The organism is Erwinia aeris, from assembly GCF_041224955.1.
GTDB classification, from domain to species: Bacteria; Pseudomonadota; Gammaproteobacteria; order Enterobacterales; family Enterobacteriaceae; genus Erwinia; species Erwinia aeris.
Genome location: NZ_JBGFFX010000008.1, coordinates 108,943 through 126,921 on the forward strand (window position 1 = coordinate 108,943; position 17,979 = coordinate 126,921).

The window sequence follows — 17,979 nt, forward strand, 5'->3', positions numbered from 1 at the left end:
CTCCTCGGGATGGTTATTTTTGTATTAATAATGATTAACTCAACTGCCTGATTTGCCTCACTGACTTTATTTTACTGAGCCCATCCGCTATCGACATCTTTTTTAATTTTTGTTGGTTAACGCTATGGCAGAACTACACATTCCCACTTCTGAGCAGGTTTACCTACTGAATCATGAGCTGATAGCACATGCGAATGAACTACAGGATCCGGTAATTACGGTCGGCGGTCAGGCTGTTTTTTATTGGGCATCTTATTATCAGGAACTTTACCCCGCAACCGAGCAACCAGACGAACGCGCACTTCGCTCTGTGGATATCGATTATGTTTCCAGAAAAAGAAATGTGATCGGTATAGGTAAAGCGCTTAATATCGAACCGAAATTTCAGGAACCTTTTACCCCTCCGTCTATCGCAATTTTTTCACTGATTGATCGAGACACGGCAAAGATAAAAGAGTTTGGCGGACGCCTGTTTTCTAATGCTGATATTCAATATCGTGAAAATATTATCGATATTATAGACAGGCCTTCCGGCTTTCAGCATGACGAGTTCACCGGTGAAAAGCTGCTGTTAAACACAGAACCATTTATAACGCGTCATATAAAATCCGGCGTGCCGGAAAGCCATGATCTGGTCAGAGTGCTTAATCCTGTTGCCTGTATGAGATCGCGTTTCGCTAATATTGCCGAAAAAATCAAGCCCGATACAGAAACTGAAAGCCTTCGGATTAAGAGCCTGATGCTTCCCGTATTCTATTTTTTACTGGATAAGTTCGAGTTTGAGCACTTTCGTCACGCCAGACGCTTTTTAGACAGTTTCATCCAACTTACGCAGCACAGTGCCTGGCGACGTATCCAGACACGTCAGAATATCCCTCTCTATAAAATCCTCGAACAGCTTTATATATTTCTTAGTGCGAACAGAAAAGATTATGAGCTTGACGACAAATTTATCGATCGTGAACTCTGCAAAAAAGCCCGTGAAACCCGGGCTTTGTTTGAACGATTACAAAAAGTTAGCCGAACATCAGGTTAGCATTACCGAGCTGTTTAGTTGCAGAAAGAAGATGTCTGACAGGCATAACGTTGTAATGTCAGATTAAGCAAGTCAGCTATTTTCTCACTTTACCCCGCCAGCCGTTCCACCAGGCCGCTGCGGCGGCGCGTGCGCATCTTCACCGCGCTGTTCAGCACCTGATTATCCGCATACAGCGTCAGCCGCTCTCTGGCGCGGGTGATAGCGGTATAAACCAGTTCACGCGTCAGTACCGGCGCAAACTGATTCGGCAGCACCAGCAGCGTATGATCAAACTCCGAGCCCTGTGATTTATGCACGGTCATCGCATAGGCGGTTTCATGCGGCGGCAGGCGGCTGGGCTGCACGGCCCGAATGCTGCCGTCGGGCAGCGGGAAGAACACCTTCAGCGCGCCTTCCGCATCGTTCATCGCAATGCCGATATCACCGTTAAACAGCCCCAGCGCGCTGTCGTTGCGGGCGATCATTACCGGCCTGCCGATATACCATTTGCTGCCCGGCTGGCGCTGGATCAGCCGTTTTTTCTGCAAGGCGGCCTCAATACGCTCATTAAGTCCGAACACGCCAAACGGCCCCTCCCTCAGCGCACACAGCAGCTGAAAGCGGCCAAACGCCTCAATCACCCGGCGAGGTTCCGCCTGGTCGGCAATCTGCTCAAGATAGTCGCGATAGCCTGCCACGCTGGCGTCCAGCAGATGCTGATACTCTGCGCTGCTGCTCAGCGTAAAGCGGGTAATATCAGCAAAATCCGCGTTAAATACTTTTTCAACCTGACGGATATCGCCCGCGTTGACCGCCAGCGCCAGCTGCCCGATGCCCGATGAGGCGTCGAAACGGTAGCTTTTACGCAGCAGGCAAATGCTGTCGCGCACCGCTGGCGCCAGCTTGTCCTCCTGGCCTGCAATCTCGCAGCCGGTCAGGCGCATCAGCATTTCCGCGCGCTGGCTGCTGTAGCCGGACTCCGCGCAGCGGCAGATATCGCCGAGCACCGCGCCCGCTTCCACCGAGGCAAGCTGGTCGCGATCGCCCAGAAAGATCACCCTGGCGTGCGGCGGCAGCGCGGCGATCAGGCTCGCCATCATCGGCAAATCCACCATAGAAGCTTCATCCACCACTAACAGATCCAGATGCAGCGGATTGCCCGCGTGATAGCGCATCCGCTGGCTGCCGGGCACCGCGCCCAGCAGGCGATGCAGCGTGGTGGCCTCGGCAGGAAAACGCTGTTTTTCCGCTTCGCTGACTTCAAGCCGCTGCAACGCTTTGCCCAGGGATTCGGTCAGCCGCGCCGCCGCTTTACCCGTCGGGGCGGCCAGGCGAATACGCAGCGAGCCGGAAGAAAGCTCCAGCAGCGTCGCCAGCAGTTTGGCTACCGTGGTGGTTTTGCCCGTTCCCGGCCCGCCGGAGATCACCGCAATTTGCCGCGTGATCGCCACCGCTGCGGCGATTTTCTGCCAGTTATCCGGCTGCTCGCCAAAATGCCTGTCGAGCGCGCTGCGCAGCCGCTGTTCGTCAAAGGGCGTATGGGCTTCACGCACGATAAACTGCGCCACCTGCCCTTCCGACTGCCACATGCGATGCAGATAGAGCCGCTGCTGATGCAGTACCAGCGGCGTTGCCGTCGTGCCGTCGCCCACGGCCTGCGCCGATGACAGCAGGTGATGCCAGTCCGGCTCGCCAACGGCCTGCCACAGCTGACCGGCCAGCTCAGGATGGCGTCCGCCGAACAGCAGCGCTTCGCTGAGATGCGTCAGCGGCAGGCACACGTGCCCCTCGCCCGCTTCGGCGCTGACGCAGGCCGCAGCCAGCATCAGTGCGGGATGATCGTCGCCCGCCACCATGCGGGCGAACTGCACGTCCAGCGGACGCAGCAGTCGCGCCTCACAGGCGGAGAGCAGCAGTTGCGCTATGGCCATAGTTCCTCCTGAAATTCCCCGGCAAACAGCGCGTCGAGCGACTGCACAAAAGCCGCTTCCGGGCAGGTGCGGAAGATGCCGTTTTCACGCGCCGTACCGTCCACGCCGCGCAGGAAAAGATAGATAACGCCGCCGAAGTGGCGCTGATAATCGTAGTCAGCCAGACGATGACGCAAATAGCGATGCAGCGCCAGCGTATAAAGCTGATATTGCAGATCGTAACGGTGCGCGCGCATCGCTTCCGCCATCGCTTCCGGCGTGTAGTGCTCGCCCGACTCGCCCAGCCAGTTGGATTTATAATCCAGCAGATAATATTTTCCCTGCCAGCAAAACACCAGATCGATAAAACCTTTCAGCATTCCCTGCACCTGCTGAAAGTTAAGCGGCGGGCAGCCGGCCGACAGCGGATCGTAATGGCGCACCAGCCGATCCAGCTTTTCCGCCATCAGCATTTGTTTGATGGGCAGATAAAATTGCAGCTCCACCTGACGGCTTTCCGCCGGTAGCTGGCTCAGGCTGACGCCGGTTTCATTCAGCGGCGTGGTCAGCACGTTTTCCAGCCACTGTTTCATCACCGGCAGCCAGGCAAGGTCGTGCCCCTGTCCGGCAAGCTGTTCGCTCAGCCAGGCTTCATCCACCGGCTGGGTAAAGTCGAGGTTTTCAAACAGGCCGTGCAGAAAAGTGCCCGGCGCCGCGCCGCGAGGAAAAGTATGCGGCGTCAATTGCGCAGCCTGCTGGCTTTGCGCCTCGCCCGCCGCGTCAACGTCCAGGCGCGGCAGCAGATCCAGCGTGACGGAATGGCCGTGCTGCTGTAGCCCGGAATAGCTGGTCACCCGCCACTCGTCGCGCAGCTTGCGCGCCATCGCTTTGCTGCTGAGCGCGTGTAAGGCGTGCCGCTGCGGCTGCCAGGGAGCGCTTTCCGGCGTCTCCGCCAGCACGGTTTCTACCGCCTCGTTTTGCATTGTAAGCAGCTGCTCGCGTAGCGCGGTGGCGTCAGCCGGTTCGCCCTGCTGCAACAGCCAGCCCAGCGCGCTGCGGTGCAGATCGCTGTTGCCTTCTTTTTTACGGTTGCCCTTGATCAGCGGCGCAACGCCCACGCTACAGTGATGAACGGAGCGCGTCAGCGCCACATAGAGCAGGCGCAGATCTTCGGCCAGCCGCTCCTGCTCGGCCAGCTCAAGGCTTTCCTCGTCCTCGCGCAGATCCAGCAGCGCCTGATAATTCTGTCGATCGTGATAGATGCCCGTGGCCGCTTCGCGATAGTTGGCAACAAACGGCAGCCACACCAGCGGATATTGCAGACCTTTCGATTTATGGATAGTGACGATCTGCACCAGGTGGCGATCGCTCTCCAGCCGCAGCTGCTGACTGGCCGACTGCCCGTTGGGCTGCGCCACTTCCTGCGCCAGCCAGCGCACCAATGCGTGCTCGCTGTCGAGCGACGCGGAAGCTTCCTGCAACAGCTCGCCCAGATGCAGCAGATCGGTCAGGCGGCGCTCGCCGCTTTCCGAAGCCAGCAGGTTTTCCGCAATCTGCCGGTTGACCATCAGCTCGCGCAGCATCGGCAGCACGCCCCGCTTCAGCCAGCGCTGACGATAGTGGTCGAACTCATCCACCAGCGCATCCCATTTGCGCTCGTCCTCGCTCAGATCCTGCAAGGTCGGCGCATCCAGCCCGAAGATGCTGGTAGCGAGCGCGCTGCGCAGAATGCGTTCCTGCTCCGGCGCCAGCACCGCCTGAAGCAGCCACAGCATTTCACGCGCTTCCTGGGTGGCGAACACGCTGTCGCGGTTGGAAAGGTAGACCGAGGGAATATTCAGGGCGTTGAGCGCTTCCCGTACCAGCGCGGCTTCGCTGCGGCTGCGCACCAGCACGGTGACGTCCGAAGCCTGCACCGGCCGCAGCTCGTCGCCCTTGCCGATCTGCGCCGTGCCTTGCTGACCCGCGCTCAGCCAGCGGCAGATATCCGCCGCGCACTGGCGCGCCATAAACTGCTGATATTCCGTCACGCCCACGCCTTCACCCGGCTGTAGCCAGAAGCGCAGCGCGGGCTGCTCCTTGCCCTCAACGGTAAAGCTCAGCGCGGCGTTGGGCGCGGCTGGCTCAACGCGAATAAAGGGAATTTCGCTGAACAGAAAGGGATCCTGCATGCGGGAAAAGAGCTGGTTAACGCTGTTAACCATCATCGGCGACGAGCGCCAGTTAGTTTCCAGCGTGTAGTGAGCGCTGACTTCCCCACGCGCTTTCATATAGGTAAAAATATCCGCGCCGCGAAAAGCGTAAATCGCCTGTTTGGGATCGCCAATCAGCAGCAGCGCGTTGTCGGGCTGCTGGCCGTAGATACCGCGGAAAATACGGTACTGCTGCGGGTCGGTATCCTGAAATTCATCAATCAGCGCGACCGGATAGCGGGTTCTGATCGCCTGCGCCAGCGCCTCGCCGCCCGGCTGCCGCAGCGCGCTGTCGAGGCGCTGTAGCAAATCGTCAAACCCCAGCAGCGCGTTCTGGCGCTTCTCTTTCTGGGTTGCCTGGCGGATTTCCTCCAGCGCGGTGGCGATCACTAAATCGCGCAGCGACAGCGGCTCGGCCAGAAAACGGTCGATCTCTTCGAACAGCGGATGCTGCGGCGGCTCGCCCTTTTTGGTTTTTTCATGCAGCACGCGCTGGCCAAAGCGTTCCAGCTCTTTGGGAAACAGATAGTCCAGCGTCTCCGCCATCGCCCACTGGTTCAGCTTGTCCAGCCAGTTAGGTAAGTGCTTACTGCTGTAACTTCGCTTATCCACGCCCGATTGCGCGATCAGATCGTGCAAATTACCGGCCGCCACCCAGGCCGCTTTCAGGCCGTCGATCTGCGCGATAATTTTGTCGTGGCGTTCGCTAAAGGTTTCCTGCAAATCAAGCGGATATTTCAGCACCGGCGCTTCGCCGTTCAGCCAGGGCAGCAGCGTGGTCAGCAGCTGCTCCGGCCCCTGCCACATCTGGGTCATTACCCGCGCTATCGGCAGCGGCAGCGGATAGCAGTAGCGGCGCCAGAAGTCGGCGGCGGCCTGACGGCGCAGCGGAAACTCATCCTCAATCAGCTGCTGCTCAAACAGCATGCCTGACTCAAAGGCGTTCAGGTTCAGCATGCGCTGGCAGAAGCCGTGGATGGTAAAAATCCCGGCGTCGTCCATCTGCCGTTCTGCGGCCAGCAGCTGCGCGGCCGCCTGCGGCAGGTCGTCGATTTCCGTCAGCAGCTGGGCCAGCACGCCGTCAGCCGTATATCCGCGCACGCAGGCGATACGCAGCCGGTGGATGTTTTCACGGATGCGGCCGCGCAGCTCTGCGGTGGCCGCTTCGGTAAAGGTCACCACCAGGATCTCTTCAACCGACAGCGGCCGCCCGAACGACGCTTCGCCGCCCAGCCCCAGCAGCAGACGCAGGTAGAGCAGGCCGATGGTAAAGGTTTTCCCCGTGCCCGCCGAGGCTTCTATCAGCCTTTCGCCTTTCAGCGGCAGCGTCAGGGGATCGAGACGCTGGACCTTCATTTATCGCTTTGCACCGGAAAAGATTGCTGTAGCTTCGACACTTCCTGCCAGGTGGTAAAGCCCGCCGGCTTCGCATAGTCGGCCTTGTCGTGCTGGCTGCCGGAGATCTGCGACAGCAGCGTCAGGCCCTGCGGTTTGCTGACCGCATCGTGGAAAAAGGCCGCCAGCTTCTCTGGCGTCAGCGCCTGAATACGGGCAACCACTTTTTCACGGGTGTCGAAACGGTAGTTCTGCCGGTTGAAATCTTTACTGTAGCGGCCCGCTTCTTCATCCAGCGTTTGCGGACGCTGCTTCAGCTCGTTGATCATTGCCGCCTGATACTGGGCGAAATCCTCTTTGCTCATCTCGCGCAGGCGCTTTTCCGCCGTCGGATAGAACGCCTCAAAGCGCTGCAGCAGATAAGCGGGCTGCTTAACGTTGCTTTGCAGCAGGAAGCCGATGCCCCACTGGCGACCAACCGGCATCTGGAAGGCGAATACCGCATAGCCAAGCTGCTCCTCAGTACGCAGCTGGTTATAGAACCACGGCTGCACAATCTGGCTGAGCATGGCGCTGCTGGCGATGCTGTCGAACTCTTCATAGCCGAGCGGCACGTACAGCGCGGCCAGCGCGGAATCGGTGCTGCTGCCGGCCTGTTGTAAATTGGCGTTTGCCGTTTTATCCACCGTCAGATAATCGCTGTGCCAGCTGCTCTGCCCTTCGCAGTTAAGCTGCGCTTTCAGCGTGGTCGCCAGCGCCTTGACGCTTTCCGGCGTCATATTGCCGACCACCATCAGCTCCGGCGTCGCTTTTTCCAACAGCATACTGCGGTAATTCTTCAGATCGGCCAGCGTAATACCGGCCACCAGCTTACGGCGCTCGCTGCGTTGGGTATAGGGCAGCTGCGACAGCATTTGCGCGGGCTGAATAGCCAGCTCGAAGGCCTTCCCTTTTTCGGCGGCGTCCAGACGCTCCAGATACCAGGACTTCGCCTGATCCAGCTGCTGCTGCGTTGGCTGATAGCTGGCGTACTGTTTCAGCAGCGTCTGCATCAGCTCCGGCAGGTGCTGAGTAAAGCCGCTGGCGTTAAAGGTTACGCCGTCGTTTTCGCTGGTGGAGAAGCTGATGCCGCCAACCGAAGCCTGCGAGTTCAGCTCGTCCAGCGCCTGGCCCGCCAGGTAATCATTCATGCCGAACAGCACCTGATTTTTAGCGGTGCTCATCGCCTCTTTGTTACGCAGCGCCAGCGTGATGTTGGCTTTGGGATCGTCCGCGTAAAAGCGGCTCGGCATATAGAACACGCGCAGGCCCGGCTGGTTAACCAGCGTCTGCGGACGGTCAACCTGCTGCGCCGGTTTAATCAGCGTGAAATCAGACGGGATATAGGGATTCAACACGGGCAGGTCCAGCGAAATAGCCGCGCTTTCCTTCTGCCAGGCGGCAAAACGTTCCGGCGTGATGCGATCGACCTGATAAGGCGCATTAACGAAATAGGCGGTCTTATTGTGCGGCTCGTTCGGGCTGATAAACCAGATCCGGGCGTTCTGCGGCGTCATGCCGTCCAGACGCGCTTTAATCGCCTGCGGATCGTAGCGATCGGCGATATAGGACGCGACCAGCGTGTCGGTAACCGGCACGCGCAGCATGGTATCCACCAGCCATTCGATATAGTCCATGTCACGCGTGATCGACGGATAGCGGAAGTCCAGATCCAGCACGTGCGCCATTTCATCAAAATAGCGTTTGTCGATGCCTTCGTTACGCAGCTTGTTCAGATAGCTGAACACGGCGGCCACCACCCGATCGCGGTTTGCCTGCCCCCGATCGGTCAGCGAAATAGAGATGGAAAAGACGCCGCCGTTGCGATCGATAACCGGATCGGCGCCGGCATCAATAGAATCGGCCAGGCCCTGGCTTTGCAGCCAGTCGGAAAGCGTATTTTTGCTGCGATTGCCGATCAGATAGGCGATTAACGTATCGGTCTTGCTGCGAAACTGGTCGCTGTTATTGTCGATGCGAAACTCGATCCTGACCTGCTTGCGCGGCTGGGCCGGCACGTAGTGGATCACAATGCCTTTCTGCTGGTCCGTCACCACCGGCACGGTAATCGCAGGCACTGCGGCATTGTGGTTCGCCACTCTGCCAAAGGTAGTGGCCGCGATTTTTTGCAGTTCCGCCAGCGGCTTATTGCTGTAAATCACCGCTTTCATCAGGTTGGCCGAATAGTAGCGCTGATAAAAATCCTTCAGCGCATCGTGCAGCTTGCTGTCCGGTTTGTCTTTCAGCGTGTCCAGGTTGCCGCCGGAAAAAAGCGAGCTGGGATGGTCAGGATTCAGCGTTTCCGCGCCGACCTGCGCCATGCGCAAGCCGTCGCGCGAGCGCGCCATCGTCAGCTCCGCATTCACCGCATGGCGCTCGCGATCGGCATTAACCGGATCCAGCAGCGGCTCGGCGATGGCATCCGCCAGCCGATCCACCGCCGGGGCCAGCGCATCGTTTTCCACTTCCAGGTAGAAAGCCGTGCGGTAGGACGCCGTGCTGGCATTGTGGCTGCCGCCGTGCTTTTTCAGGAACTCCGCCAGATTATCCGGCTGCGGATAGCGTTTTGACCCCATCAGCAGCATATGCTCAAGATAGTGCGCCAGACCCTGCTGGTTACGCGGGTTGTCCAGCGAGCCGATGGGCAGCGTCAGCGCCGACAGGGATTTTGTCGCCTGCGGATCGGAAACCAGCAGTACCGTCATGCCGTTGTCGAGTTTGATCGCCTGATACTGGCGCGGATCTTTTTCACTTTTGCGGATAGCTTCAGGGATCGGCTGCCAGCCTGACTGTGCCTGGCTCAGCGGACTCCAGAAGGTAAAAAGCAGAAACAGCGTGGTGAACCAGACTGCATAACGACGCATTCAAACTCCTCGACAATCTAACGTGCTTTCTGCGCCCCCGAAGCGGCGACAGCTAAACGACGACCCTAAAGACTCCGCTGGCTAAGAGCGGACAGAAAAAAAAGCGAAATGGGGTTATAAAGTAACACTACAGGATGTCTCAGTTAATGTCATTCATCCGCAGCAGCGGCAGCAGCCAGACTTCGGCGTTGTGCGTGATTTGCTGTAGCGTTGCTTCATCCAGCGTGCGGAACAGCCGGGCCAGATAGGGATCGCTGCCCTCGCCTTCTATTTGCATATTGCCCTGCCAGGCCTGCAGCAGCTTATTGCGCGCTTTTGCCTGCGTCGCCTCATCGTAAGAGACCGCCGCCGCCTTTTCGTCATAGCAGGCCTCCAGCCAGGCACCGCCGGTTTTGGGCAGCAGCAGCAGCGGCGCGCGCATGCCTGCTTTATAGCCTTCGATATAGCGTTCAAGCCAGCCGCTGGCCTCAATGGCGGAGAGCGGCGGGAACCACCAGCGGCTCTCTTTACGTCCGTACATGCGGCTGGCGCCGCTGCCGCCCAGCACGCAGTAGACCAGATGTTCCAGCCACAGCGCCAGCCCGTCGGTAAAGTTAAGGTGGCCTGGCCGCCAGCGCAGCAGGCCATCGTCCTGTACGGCAGGCAGCCAGCCGCTCAGCTGAAGCCCGCCAACCTGAAGATTGATTTCCTGGCTGACGGCATCCTTGCGCTGCTCGCGCACCACGCCGGCCAGTTCGGCCATATCCGCCAGCTGATCCTGCCAGAACAGTTCGCCCCAGGCGCCATACGGCAGATTGCCCGCCGCGCGATGACGATCGAACAGCGGTTCGCCCGGCTGGCCTTCAATCAGGGTATTCAGCAGCTGGGTATTAAGCTGGTAACGGCTGAGGTTATCCAGAATAAAAGGTTCCGCATCCGGCAGTTCCATGTCTTCCGCGCTGAAGCTGACGCCCAACCGCAGGCTGAAAAAGGCGCGTACCGGATGACGCCAGAAACGCAGCAGCTGGTCGAAGTTAAGCTCGGCAATATTTTCCTCCGGCAGCGGCTGCATAAATGGCGGATGCGGCACGCCGCTCGCCTTCGCTGCCGGTAGCCACTCCGCCGCATAGCTCTGATAACGCGCCTGCGGCAGAAAGTTTTCCGCCGCAAACGGCATCCTGCTGTGTAGGTGATGCAGATGCGCGATAACCCGCGCCGCGCTGGTATCCACATCGCTCTGACGGTCTTCCGGCAGACAGAAGCTTTGCCCGATATAATCCACCAGCTCGCTGACCAGCACCGAAGGGAATCGTTCCGAATTGTCCTGTATGGTGCGGCCGATATAGCTGATATAGAGCTGATGCTGAGCGGAGTTAATGGCTTCCAGAAACAGATAGCGGTCGTCGTCGCGACGGCTACGGTCGCCTTTTTTCGGCTGCTGGCTCATCAGATCGAAACCCGGCGGCGGCAGCGTGCGCGGGTAGACGCCGTCGTTCATGCCCAGCAGGCAAACCACCTTAAAGGGAATGGATCGCATCGGCATCAGCGTACAGAAGTTAACCGGGCCAGCAAGAAAGCGCTGGCTGATCCGCTCCTGATCCAGCCTGGCGCGCAGTTCGTCGCGCAGCAGCGACAGCGGGATAGCCTGCTGATATTCGGCCTGAATACCGTAGCTGATGGCCTGCTGCCACTGCTCTTCAATCAGCGCCAGCGCCGCTTCCGCCTCGGCATCGCCTTCAAAGAAATCGCCAAGCAGCTCGCGACAGAGCGGCAGCCACGCCTCCAGCGCTCTTGGCTCGCTCAGCCGCTCGCGCCAGCGACGCAGCTGCATTAACAGCTCGGCCAGGTGCCCCACCAGCTCGGCAATCAGGCCGCTGGATTCATCATAGGGCAGCACGCCCTGCCAGTGGCCGATATCGCTGTGCATGGCGTAGCCCAATAGCATTCTCGTCAGGCCGAACTGCCAGGTATGCTGTCCGGTTGGCGGCAGATCCAGCTCGCGCACCGTGTCGTCATCCAGCCCCCAACGAATGCCGCACTCGCCGACCCAGTGCCGCAGCCGCCGCAGCCCTTCTTCATCAACAGAGAAACGGCTGGCAACCGCCGGCACTTCCAACAGTGCCAGTACGCTTTCGGAGGTAAAGCGGCTGTCCGGCAGGCTCAGCAGCGCAATAAAGGCCTGCAAAGCAGGATGCGCCTGGCTGGCGCGACGGTCGGAGATGGAAAAAGGCAGCCAGCGTTCCGCAGGCGCATTGCCGAAAACCGCCTGGATAAACGGCGTGTAGGCGTCGATATCCGCCACCATCACGATAATGTCGCGCGGCGAAAGCTGCGGATCTTCCGCCATAATCGCCAATAGCCTGTCCTGCAACACTTCCACTTCGCGCTGCGGGCTGTGGCAGAGGTGAAAAGTCACCGACTGGTCGTCGGGATCCAGCACCCGCTTGCCCAGGCTGGATTCCCACTCTTCCCGCTTCAGGCCGATCACGGCATTGTCTTCCAGCTCCAGCAGATCGTGCTGTAGCGTTTGCAGCAGCGTGGTCGGTTCGATATCGACAAAGGCGTCGATTTCCCGACACTCCATCTGCGCCAGCAAAAACAGGTTGTCGCGCCCCAGCTTACCCCAGGAAGCCAGCAGCGGATTGCTCAGCTGCTGCTCGCCCGCCTCGTTAAACAGGCTGGCGGCGTCTTCTTCACGAAACAGCGCGCTTTCCCGCTGCTGTTTGTAGTGCTCGCGGCGGCGGCTTTGCAGCTTAGCCAGAAAAGCGTAATCCTGAATGTCACCCCAATAATGGCGGCACGGGTTGGTAAACAGCAGGTGGATATCTATATGCTTGCCGAGCGCCTGAAGCGCCTGGAGGTACACCGGCGGCAGCGCGGAGATGCCGCAGATAAATACGCGATCCGGCAGGTTTGGCGGCCGGGTACTGCTTTGTTCCAGCGTGGCGATAAACCGCGCGTAAAGATTGGCGCGGTGCCATTCCGGATGGCCCAGCTCGCGGTTCCAGGCAACCAGCTCCGCCCACAGCGGCGCCTGCCACTGCTGCGCTTCGCCCAGCCCTTCGATCTGCTGCCCTTTTTCCCAGCTGTTAAGCCACTCCGAGCGGTAAACCAGATACTGGTCGTAAAGATCGGCTACCCGCGATGCGAGCTGAAACAGCTTACGCTTGTCCTCGTCGTCAGAAAGATAGTGGCTCAGCATAACGAATTCCGGCCGCGACAGCAGCTTCGGCAGGATAGTCATCAGCTTCCAGCTCATGCTGGCTTTGCTGAAGGCGCTCTCTTTAGGAATGCCCGGCAGAACGCGGACAAACATATCCCAGATAAAGGACGCGGGCAGCGGAAAGGCGATATTAGCCGCAATGCCGAACTGCTCGGCCAACGACATTTGCAGCCACTGCGCCATACCGGGACTCTGCACCAGCACCACTTCGGACTGGAAAGGATCGCGCAGCGGCTGGTTTTCAATATGAAAAGCCGCCAGCGTTTTTAAAAGATCCAGCTGATTCGAGTGATAAACGGTAAACATGCCTGCTCCTGGTACGGTGTTGCGCTCTGCGTGCACACTCTACCCCGTCCGGAGGCTGTTGCAAATGCGGCTGTCAGGCCGTTTACCGTTTATGTAGCCAAAATTTATTTAAAGGTATAGGCGACGCCCAGCCTTAAGCGGAGCTGGCGCTCGCTGGAATAAGCGCTGCGGCCGATATCGGCGAAGGTGACATAAGGCCGCCACTCTCTGTTCGCGCCAACTACATAATCAAACTGTAGCTCCTGCTCGTAGTTATTTTTCTTATTGGCGAACAGTAAATCGTCACCGTGCATATAAATGTATTTATAGGTGGTGGTTAAATCTTTCCAGCGGTAGCGGAAATAGGCATCAAAGCGGTTAACGGTACGGTGCTTGTCCAGGCTGCAATAGTCGTGACCGGCTTCACCGCACTGGCCGTCATGCGCATAGTCGCTTAGCTCCAGGCGATACATACCGCCAACAGACCAGCTGTCATTAATTTTATACCAGGGCACGACGCCAAATTTCCATTCCGTTCTCACCGAACTGAACTCTGGCTGAATAAAAGGGGTAAAAGTCCAGTCGCCATAAAAAAAGTTTTTCATCAGCGTCATTTCGACTACGTTCAAAACTATGTCGTTATAATATTTATCTTTCGGGTCCGGGCCGCCGGTTTTAAATTTGGTTTCGACGCTAAAAACGTAATTATCAGGCAGGCTGGCACCCAGCGCCAGCTTATCGTAGTGGGTGCGGTCGCGCAGGCGGTAGCCGTGTCGATAATCCACGGTCACATCTTTGACGGCATCTGCGCCCGCCGGGGGAAGAAATACCGCGGATAAAGAGAGGGAGAGTAAAAGTTTCGTTGCTATTTTCATCTTGTTTCATCCGTGAAGGTTTATTAAAAGAGCCTGTTACTGACTGCATTAATTGCCAGGCAGATTCAGTCGGGATAGTTAACCGTCCTGGTATACCTCCTTAATACAAAAAGCCGCTGCCGTTCTGTGTTAATACTGACACGGGAAAAGATATTTTTATAAAAACTTTCAAAACCGCCTGAAAAGCAAAGTCACTTGATAAAAACAAAAATATTATGACAGGGAAAGTAATGGATAGTTACGTCCCGAACCTTCGCTATTTTGCCAGCTTGTTTTTTTCTGTGGCAGCAGAAAAAAGATTTCCGGCTGTTATCTCTCATAAAGAGATAATCGGCCGCTGGCTGCTTTCAGGCTTTTTCAAAACGACGACAGCATAAACTACCTGTGCAGCTCTGCACTTTCCTGTTGGTCTTCGCTTTTACAGCTCAGCTGCGATAATGCAGCTTTAGCCCCGGCAGGACTGATAACCCGCGCCGTTAACAGCATGCAGCCTTCGGTCAGCGTTTGCTGTTCCAGCATCGTCTGCCAGCCGGGCGCCTGATAGCCTTCGAACCGCTGCCGGGCCAGCCTGACCGCTTCCCGCTGCTGTAGCTGCAGCTGAAAGCTTCTTCCCAGCGCCAGCTGATACTGAACCAGCGCCAGCGAGCTCAGGCTAAACAGCAGCAGCGCCACCAGCGTTTCCGGCAGGCTAAAGCCCTGCGGTTTCCCTGTCCGGCAGGCAGTCTTCTTCCTGCGCCAACGGACAAAAATCAAGCCAGCCGTGCGGCTGTGGATGTACGCGGCCATTTTGTTCATCGTGGGTTACCCATTGATAAAAGGCGATAGTGTCTTTGCCGCCGTCACCACGTAATAAGGCTTCGCCTTTCGTTGTCACTTTAAAACAGGCCCGCCAGTCAGGCTGCTGCCGTGCCGTAAGGCAGCGCCAAACCACCGTCGACGCCCATTTTTCCCTTTTCCCCGCCTCCAGCGCCGAAGCGGCCAGGCTGGCCTGCCGCAGATAAAGCCGCTCGTCCGCCACAAGGCTTAACGATGCATCCAGCTGCTGTCGGGTGGCGTTGAGCAGCGCCGTCGACATCAGCAACAGCAGGATCGCCATCAGCAGCACACCGCTTCCCTGCTGCGTATTCACAAGTTTTCCGCCGTGATCCAGCGCTCGACGGTTAGCGGCAGCTGCGGAAAACGTCTGGCATAGCCGCCAAGCAGCAGTCGGATCTGTCTCGCCTGCTTAAGCACGCGAAAATCGCTGATTACTATGCTGTCCGGGTCGTTCATTTTTTCCCATCCGCCGCTGTCGCAGCTCTGTACGCCGCGCTGCGCCTCCAGATTGCCGTCGCGCAGCCGGAAGCCATAGTAGTCGCTGTTGTCATTGCCCGGCCCTTCCCAGCGGCCGTTGCTGTTCTCGTCCCAGCGCACCAGCAGGCATGCGTTTTTTTCGCCGATCGTCTGCAGCCCTTCGCCCTGGCATTTGCCGTGACAGTAGCCCGCGCGCCGCACGCTTTTTTCCAGCGTGCTCATCATCAGCTGTAGCTCTTCGTGAAGCTGAAAGGTCAGCAGGATCCGCAGATTGCCGATCTGCAACAGCGGCAGAAATTTTGCCGCGCCCAGCATCAGTACGCCGCTAATCGCCAACGCCACTAACATTTCCGGCAGGGTAAAACCACCGCGCTTCACGGACAGGCATCCTGACAAATGCGCACCCTTGCCCTCGACGACAGGATAATATGACGTTCGCCCGCCGCGCCGACGATCACGATCCGGCCCGGTTTGGCCACGTTGCGGCGGCCATAAAATCCCATCCCCTCCGTGAGCGAGGCTATTTTTATCGCAGGCCAGGGCGCAGTTAACGTTCGGCGCTGGCGGCCATGGCAGGACGCCTGCACCGGGCCGCTGCCCAGGCACCACGAAGCGCCATCCGTTTTCCACAGCAGCGCCTGCCGGTTATGCCAGTTTGTCTCGCTGCGCAGCCGCAGTAAAAAATGCTGGATTTGCCGCGCGCTCGCGTTTAGCCGCTGCGTCTGCTGCCACTGCTGCCAGCCACCGACCGCGCCGGCCATCAGCATGCTGGCGATAGTCATGACGATCAGCAATTCCGGTAAGGTAAAGCCTGCTCTGTTCATGTGCTCTATTGTGCCGTTGGCGAGCAAAGTTGCCAGCCACAAAAAGCCATCATGCGAGCGGCTTTCCGGCCGTTTACGCTTTGGATGTTTCATTACCTGTTTTTTTGCGGCCTGTATTGGAAAAACAACCTTTTCCGCTGCGGTTTTACCGCGCCATCCTGTCGGCAAAAATAAAGTTCAGACAGGTGGGCGCTTAAGCTCCGGGCAGGAAAGAAAGAAGCTGAGAGAGCGGCAGCGGCAAGAGAGCGGCAGCGGCAAGAGAGCGGCAGCGGCAAGAGAGCGGCGCTTAAGCTCAGGGCAGGAAATAAAGAGGCAGAAATAACGGTGGCAACACGGGGATACTTAAATTTAGTACAGCAAAGAGAACGGCAGCAGCTTTGTCGGGTCGTAAAAAAGGGAGCGAAAGCTCGCTCCCTTAGTCGGTCAGATGGCGACCGGCGCCTTAATGGCAGGATGCGGATCGTAACCTTCGATATCGAAATCTTCAAAACGATAATCAAACAGCGAAGCGGGTTTACGTTTGATCACCAGCTTCGGCATCTCACGCGGCTCGCGGGTCAGCTGCAGATTCGCCTGCTCCAGATGGTTGCTGTAGAGGTGCGTGTCGCCGCCCGTCCAGACAAAGTCGCCCGGTTCCAGATCGCACTGCTGCGCCACCATATGCACCAGCAGCGCATAGCTGGCGATATTAAACGGCAGGCCAAGGAACACATCGCAAGAGCGCTGATAGAGCTGGCAGGAAAGCTTGCCGTCCGCCACGTAGAACTGGAAGAAGGCATGGCACGGCGCCAGCGCCATCTCGTCAAGCTCGCCCACGTTCCACGCGGAGACGATGATGCGGCGCGAGTCCGGATCGTTTTTCAGCTGCTCCATCACTTTTGCCAGCTGATCAATCTGGCGGCCGTCCGGCGCGCCCCAGCTGCGCCATTGCTTGCCGTATACCGGGCCAAGGTCGCCGTTTTTATCGGCCCACTCGTCCCAGATGGTCACTTTATTTTCTTTCAGATAGGCGATATTGGTGTCGCCCTTCAGAAACCACAGCAGCTCATGGATAATCGAACGCAAATGGCACTTCTTGGTGGTCACCAGCGGAAAGCCTTCCTGCAGGTTGAAACGCATCTGATGACCAAAAATCGACAGCGTGCCGGTACCGGTACGGTCATTTTTCGGCGTGCCCTCGTTGAGCACTTTCTGCATTAATTCCAGATACTGTTTCATTTTTCCTCACGAACGTGTTGCACGGTACGGCGGCGATACGCCCAAATCATCATAATGGCGCCGGCGATAATCATCGGCGTCGAAAGGATTTGCCCCATGCTGATAAAATTGTCGAACAGGCCCAGCTGGGCGTCTGGCTGACGGAAATACTCCACGATAAAGCGGAATACGCCGTAGCCGATCAGGAACAAACCTGATACCGCGCCCATCGGACGATTTTTACGGATAAAAACATTCAAAATGATAAACAGCACCACGCCTTCCAGCAGCAGTTCATAGAGCTGAGAAGGATGGCGCGGCAGCACGCCGTAAGTAGCCAGCAGCGACTGCCATTCAGGATGGGTGGCGGCCAGCGCTACGTCTTCGCCGCGCGAGCCGGGAAACAGCATCGCCCATGGCAGATCGGGCGCTACGCGTCCCCAGAGTTCACCATTGATAAAGTTGCCCAGACGGCCGGCGCCCAGCCCGAAAGGGATCAGCGGCGCGATAAAATCCGCCACCTGGAAAAAGTTGCGTTTGGTACGGTGGGCGAACCACAGCATCACGCAGATAACGCCCAGCAGGCCGCCGTGGAACGACATGCCGCCATCCCAGACCTTGAACAGATAGAGCGGATTATCCAGAAACAGCGGCATATTATAAAACAGCACGTAGCCGATGCGGCCGCCCAGGAAGACGCCGAGGAACCCCGCATAGAGCAGATTCTCAACCTCTTCTTTTTTCCAGCCGCTGCCCGGCTTGTTGGCGCGGCGTACGGCCAGCCACATGGCAAAGATAAAGCCGACCAGATACATCAGGCCATACCAGTGCAGGGCGATCGGCCCGACGGAGAAAATTACCGGATCAAATTGGGGGAAAGCCAGATAGCCGTTAGTCATCTTTCACCATTATTAATAGTCCCTGATTTCAGGTGACGGAATGAAT

At 57.9% G+C, this 17,979-nt stretch carries 14 protein-coding genes; 3 read left to right on the forward strand and 11 right to left on the reverse strand.

Going from position 1 to position 17,979, the window contains the following annotated elements:
• The first annotated feature begins 124 nt into the window (after nucleotides 1-124).
• Nucleotides 125-1,036, forward strand: a complete 912-nt coding sequence (locus AB6T85_RS14315; RefSeq protein WP_369895927.1) for a hypothetical protein — start codon at nucleotides 125-127, stop codon at nucleotides 1,034-1,036.
• An 89-nt stretch (nucleotides 1,037-1,125) separates the two neighbouring features.
• Here the strand turns inward: AB6T85_RS14315 and recD are convergent, their stop codons facing one another.
• The 5 genes from recD to AB6T85_RS14340 form a co-directional block, all read right to left on the reverse strand.
• A complete protein-coding gene (recD, locus tag AB6T85_RS14320) occupies nucleotides 1,126-2,949 on the reverse strand; it encodes an exodeoxyribonuclease V subunit alpha (RefSeq protein WP_369895930.1) in 1,824 nt (607 codons plus the stop codon).
• Complete coding sequence (recB, locus tag AB6T85_RS14325; RefSeq protein ID WP_369895932.1) at nucleotides 2,940-6,476, reverse strand: exodeoxyribonuclease V subunit beta; 3,537 nt, start codon at nucleotides 6,474-6,476, stop codon at nucleotides 2,940-2,942. Before recB ends, recD begins: the two co-directional genes overlap by 10 nt.
• Complete coding sequence (gene ptrA, locus AB6T85_RS14330; RefSeq protein ID WP_253458770.1) at nucleotides 6,473-9,358, reverse strand: pitrilysin; 2,886 nt, start codon at nucleotides 9,356-9,358, stop codon at nucleotides 6,473-6,475. Before ptrA ends, recB begins: the two co-directional genes overlap by 4 nt.
• Nucleotides 9,359-9,497: 139 nt before the next feature.
• Nucleotides 9,498-12,866 carry an exodeoxyribonuclease V subunit gamma gene (gene recC / locus AB6T85_RS14335; protein ID WP_369895934.1) on the reverse strand — a complete coding sequence of 1,123 codons (3,369 nt, stop codon included), beginning with the start codon at nucleotides 12,864-12,866 and terminating at the stop codon, nucleotides 9,498-9,500.
• A 104-nt stretch (nucleotides 12,867-12,970) separates the two neighbouring features.
• The gene (locus AB6T85_RS14340) at nucleotides 12,971-13,720 is read right to left on the reverse strand and encodes an oligogalacturonate-specific porin KdgM family protein (RefSeq protein ID WP_253458764.1); all 750 of its coding nucleotides are present in this window, start codon (nucleotides 13,718-13,720) and stop codon (nucleotides 12,971-12,973) included.
• A 230-nt stretch (nucleotides 13,721-13,950) separates the two neighbouring features.
• Between AB6T85_RS14340 and AB6T85_RS14345 the strand changes: the two genes are divergently transcribed.
• Nucleotides 13,951-14,097, forward strand: a complete 147-nt coding sequence (locus tag AB6T85_RS14345; RefSeq protein ID WP_253458761.1) for a hypothetical protein — start codon at nucleotides 13,951-13,953, stop codon at nucleotides 14,095-14,097.
• 1 nt (nucleotide 14,098) lies between these two features.
• Here the strand turns inward: AB6T85_RS14345 and AB6T85_RS14350 are convergent, their stop codons facing one another.
• Genes AB6T85_RS14350 through AB6T85_RS14365 form a run of 4 tightly spaced genes read right to left on the reverse strand, consistent with a single transcriptional unit; the run spans nucleotide 14,099 to nucleotide 15,837 of the window.
• Nucleotides 14,099-14,392 (reverse strand): prepilin-type N-terminal cleavage/methylation domain-containing protein, encoded by a 294-nt coding sequence (locus AB6T85_RS14350; protein ID WP_253458758.1) that lies wholly within the window; start codon nucleotides 14,390-14,392, stop codon nucleotides 14,099-14,101.
• A gap of 16 nt (nucleotides 14,393-14,408) precedes the next feature.
• Complete coding sequence (locus AB6T85_RS14355; RefSeq protein ID WP_369895937.1) at nucleotides 14,409-14,849, reverse strand: DUF2509 family protein; 441 nt, start codon at nucleotides 14,847-14,849, stop codon at nucleotides 14,409-14,411.
• Entirely contained in the window at nucleotides 14,846-15,397 is a 552-nt protein-coding gene (locus AB6T85_RS14360; RefSeq protein WP_253461231.1) for a prepilin peptidase-dependent protein, read from the reverse strand. The genes AB6T85_RS14355 and AB6T85_RS14360 overlap by 4 nt, the downstream gene beginning before the upstream one ends.
• Entirely contained in the window at nucleotides 15,388-15,837 is a 450-nt protein-coding gene (locus tag AB6T85_RS14365; RefSeq protein ID WP_301289822.1) for a prepilin-type N-terminal cleavage/methylation domain-containing protein, read from the reverse strand. The genes AB6T85_RS14360 and AB6T85_RS14365 overlap by 10 nt, the downstream gene beginning before the upstream one ends.
• Here AB6T85_RS14365 and AB6T85_RS14370 point away from each other — a divergent pair.
• Nucleotides 15,794-16,159 (forward strand): hypothetical protein, encoded by a 366-nt coding sequence (locus AB6T85_RS14370; protein ID WP_369895996.1) that lies wholly within the window; start codon nucleotides 15,794-15,796, stop codon nucleotides 16,157-16,159. The two genes, AB6T85_RS14365 and AB6T85_RS14370, sit on opposite strands and share 44 nt — an antisense overlap.
• A gap of 101 nt (nucleotides 16,160-16,260) precedes the next feature.
• Here AB6T85_RS14370 and thyA read toward each other — a convergent pair whose 3' ends face one another.
• Nucleotides 16,261-17,055 carry a thymidylate synthase gene (thyA, locus tag AB6T85_RS14375; RefSeq protein WP_253458753.1) on the reverse strand — a complete coding sequence of 265 codons (795 nt, stop codon included), beginning with the start codon at nucleotides 17,053-17,055 and terminating at the stop codon, nucleotides 16,261-16,263.
• On the reverse strand, nucleotides 17,052-17,933 hold the full coding sequence (lgt, locus tag AB6T85_RS14380) for a prolipoprotein diacylglyceryl transferase (protein WP_253458750.1): 882 nt from the start codon (nucleotides 17,931-17,933) through the stop codon (nucleotides 17,052-17,054). Before lgt ends, thyA begins: the two co-directional genes overlap by 4 nt.
• Nucleotides 17,934-17,979: the final 46 nt, after the last annotated feature.

Coding starts and splice junctions, on each gene's coding strand:
- AB6T85_RS14315 (WP_369895927.1), top strand. CDS start 125: ATGGCAGAACTACACATTCCCACTTCTGAGCAGGTTTACCTACTGAAT.
- recD (WP_369895930.1), bottom strand. CDS start 2,949: ATGGCCATAGCGCAACTGCTGCTCTCCGCCTGTGAGGCGCGACTGCTG.
- recB (WP_369895932.1), bottom strand. CDS start 6,476: ATGAAGGTCCAGCGTCTCGATCCCCTGACGCTGCCGCTGAAAGGCGAA.
- ptrA (WP_253458770.1), bottom strand. CDS start 9,358: ATGCGTCGTTATGCAGTCTGGTTCACCACGCTGTTTCTGCTTTTTACC.
- recC (WP_369895934.1), bottom strand. CDS start 12,866: ATGTTTACCGTTTATCACTCGAATCAGCTGGATCTTTTAAAAACGCTG.
- AB6T85_RS14340 (WP_253458764.1), bottom strand. CDS start 13,720: ATGAAAATAGCAACGAAACTTTTACTCTCCCTCTCTTTATCCGCGGTA.
- AB6T85_RS14345 (WP_253458761.1), top strand. CDS start 13,951: ATGGATAGTTACGTCCCGAACCTTCGCTATTTTGCCAGCTTGTTTTTT.
- AB6T85_RS14370 (WP_369895996.1), top strand. CDS start 15,794: ATGACGATCAGCAATTCCGGTAAGGTAAAGCCTGCTCTGTTCATGTGC.
- AB6T85_RS14365 (WP_301289822.1), bottom strand. CDS start 15,837: ATGAACAGAGCAGGCTTTACCTTACCGGAATTGCTGATCGTCATGACT.
- thyA (WP_253458753.1), bottom strand. CDS start 17,055: ATGAAACAGTATCTGGAATTAATGCAGAAAGTGCTCAACGAGGGCACG.
- lgt (WP_253458750.1), bottom strand. CDS start 17,933: ATGACTAACGGCTATCTGGCTTTCCCCCAATTTGATCCGGTAATTTTC.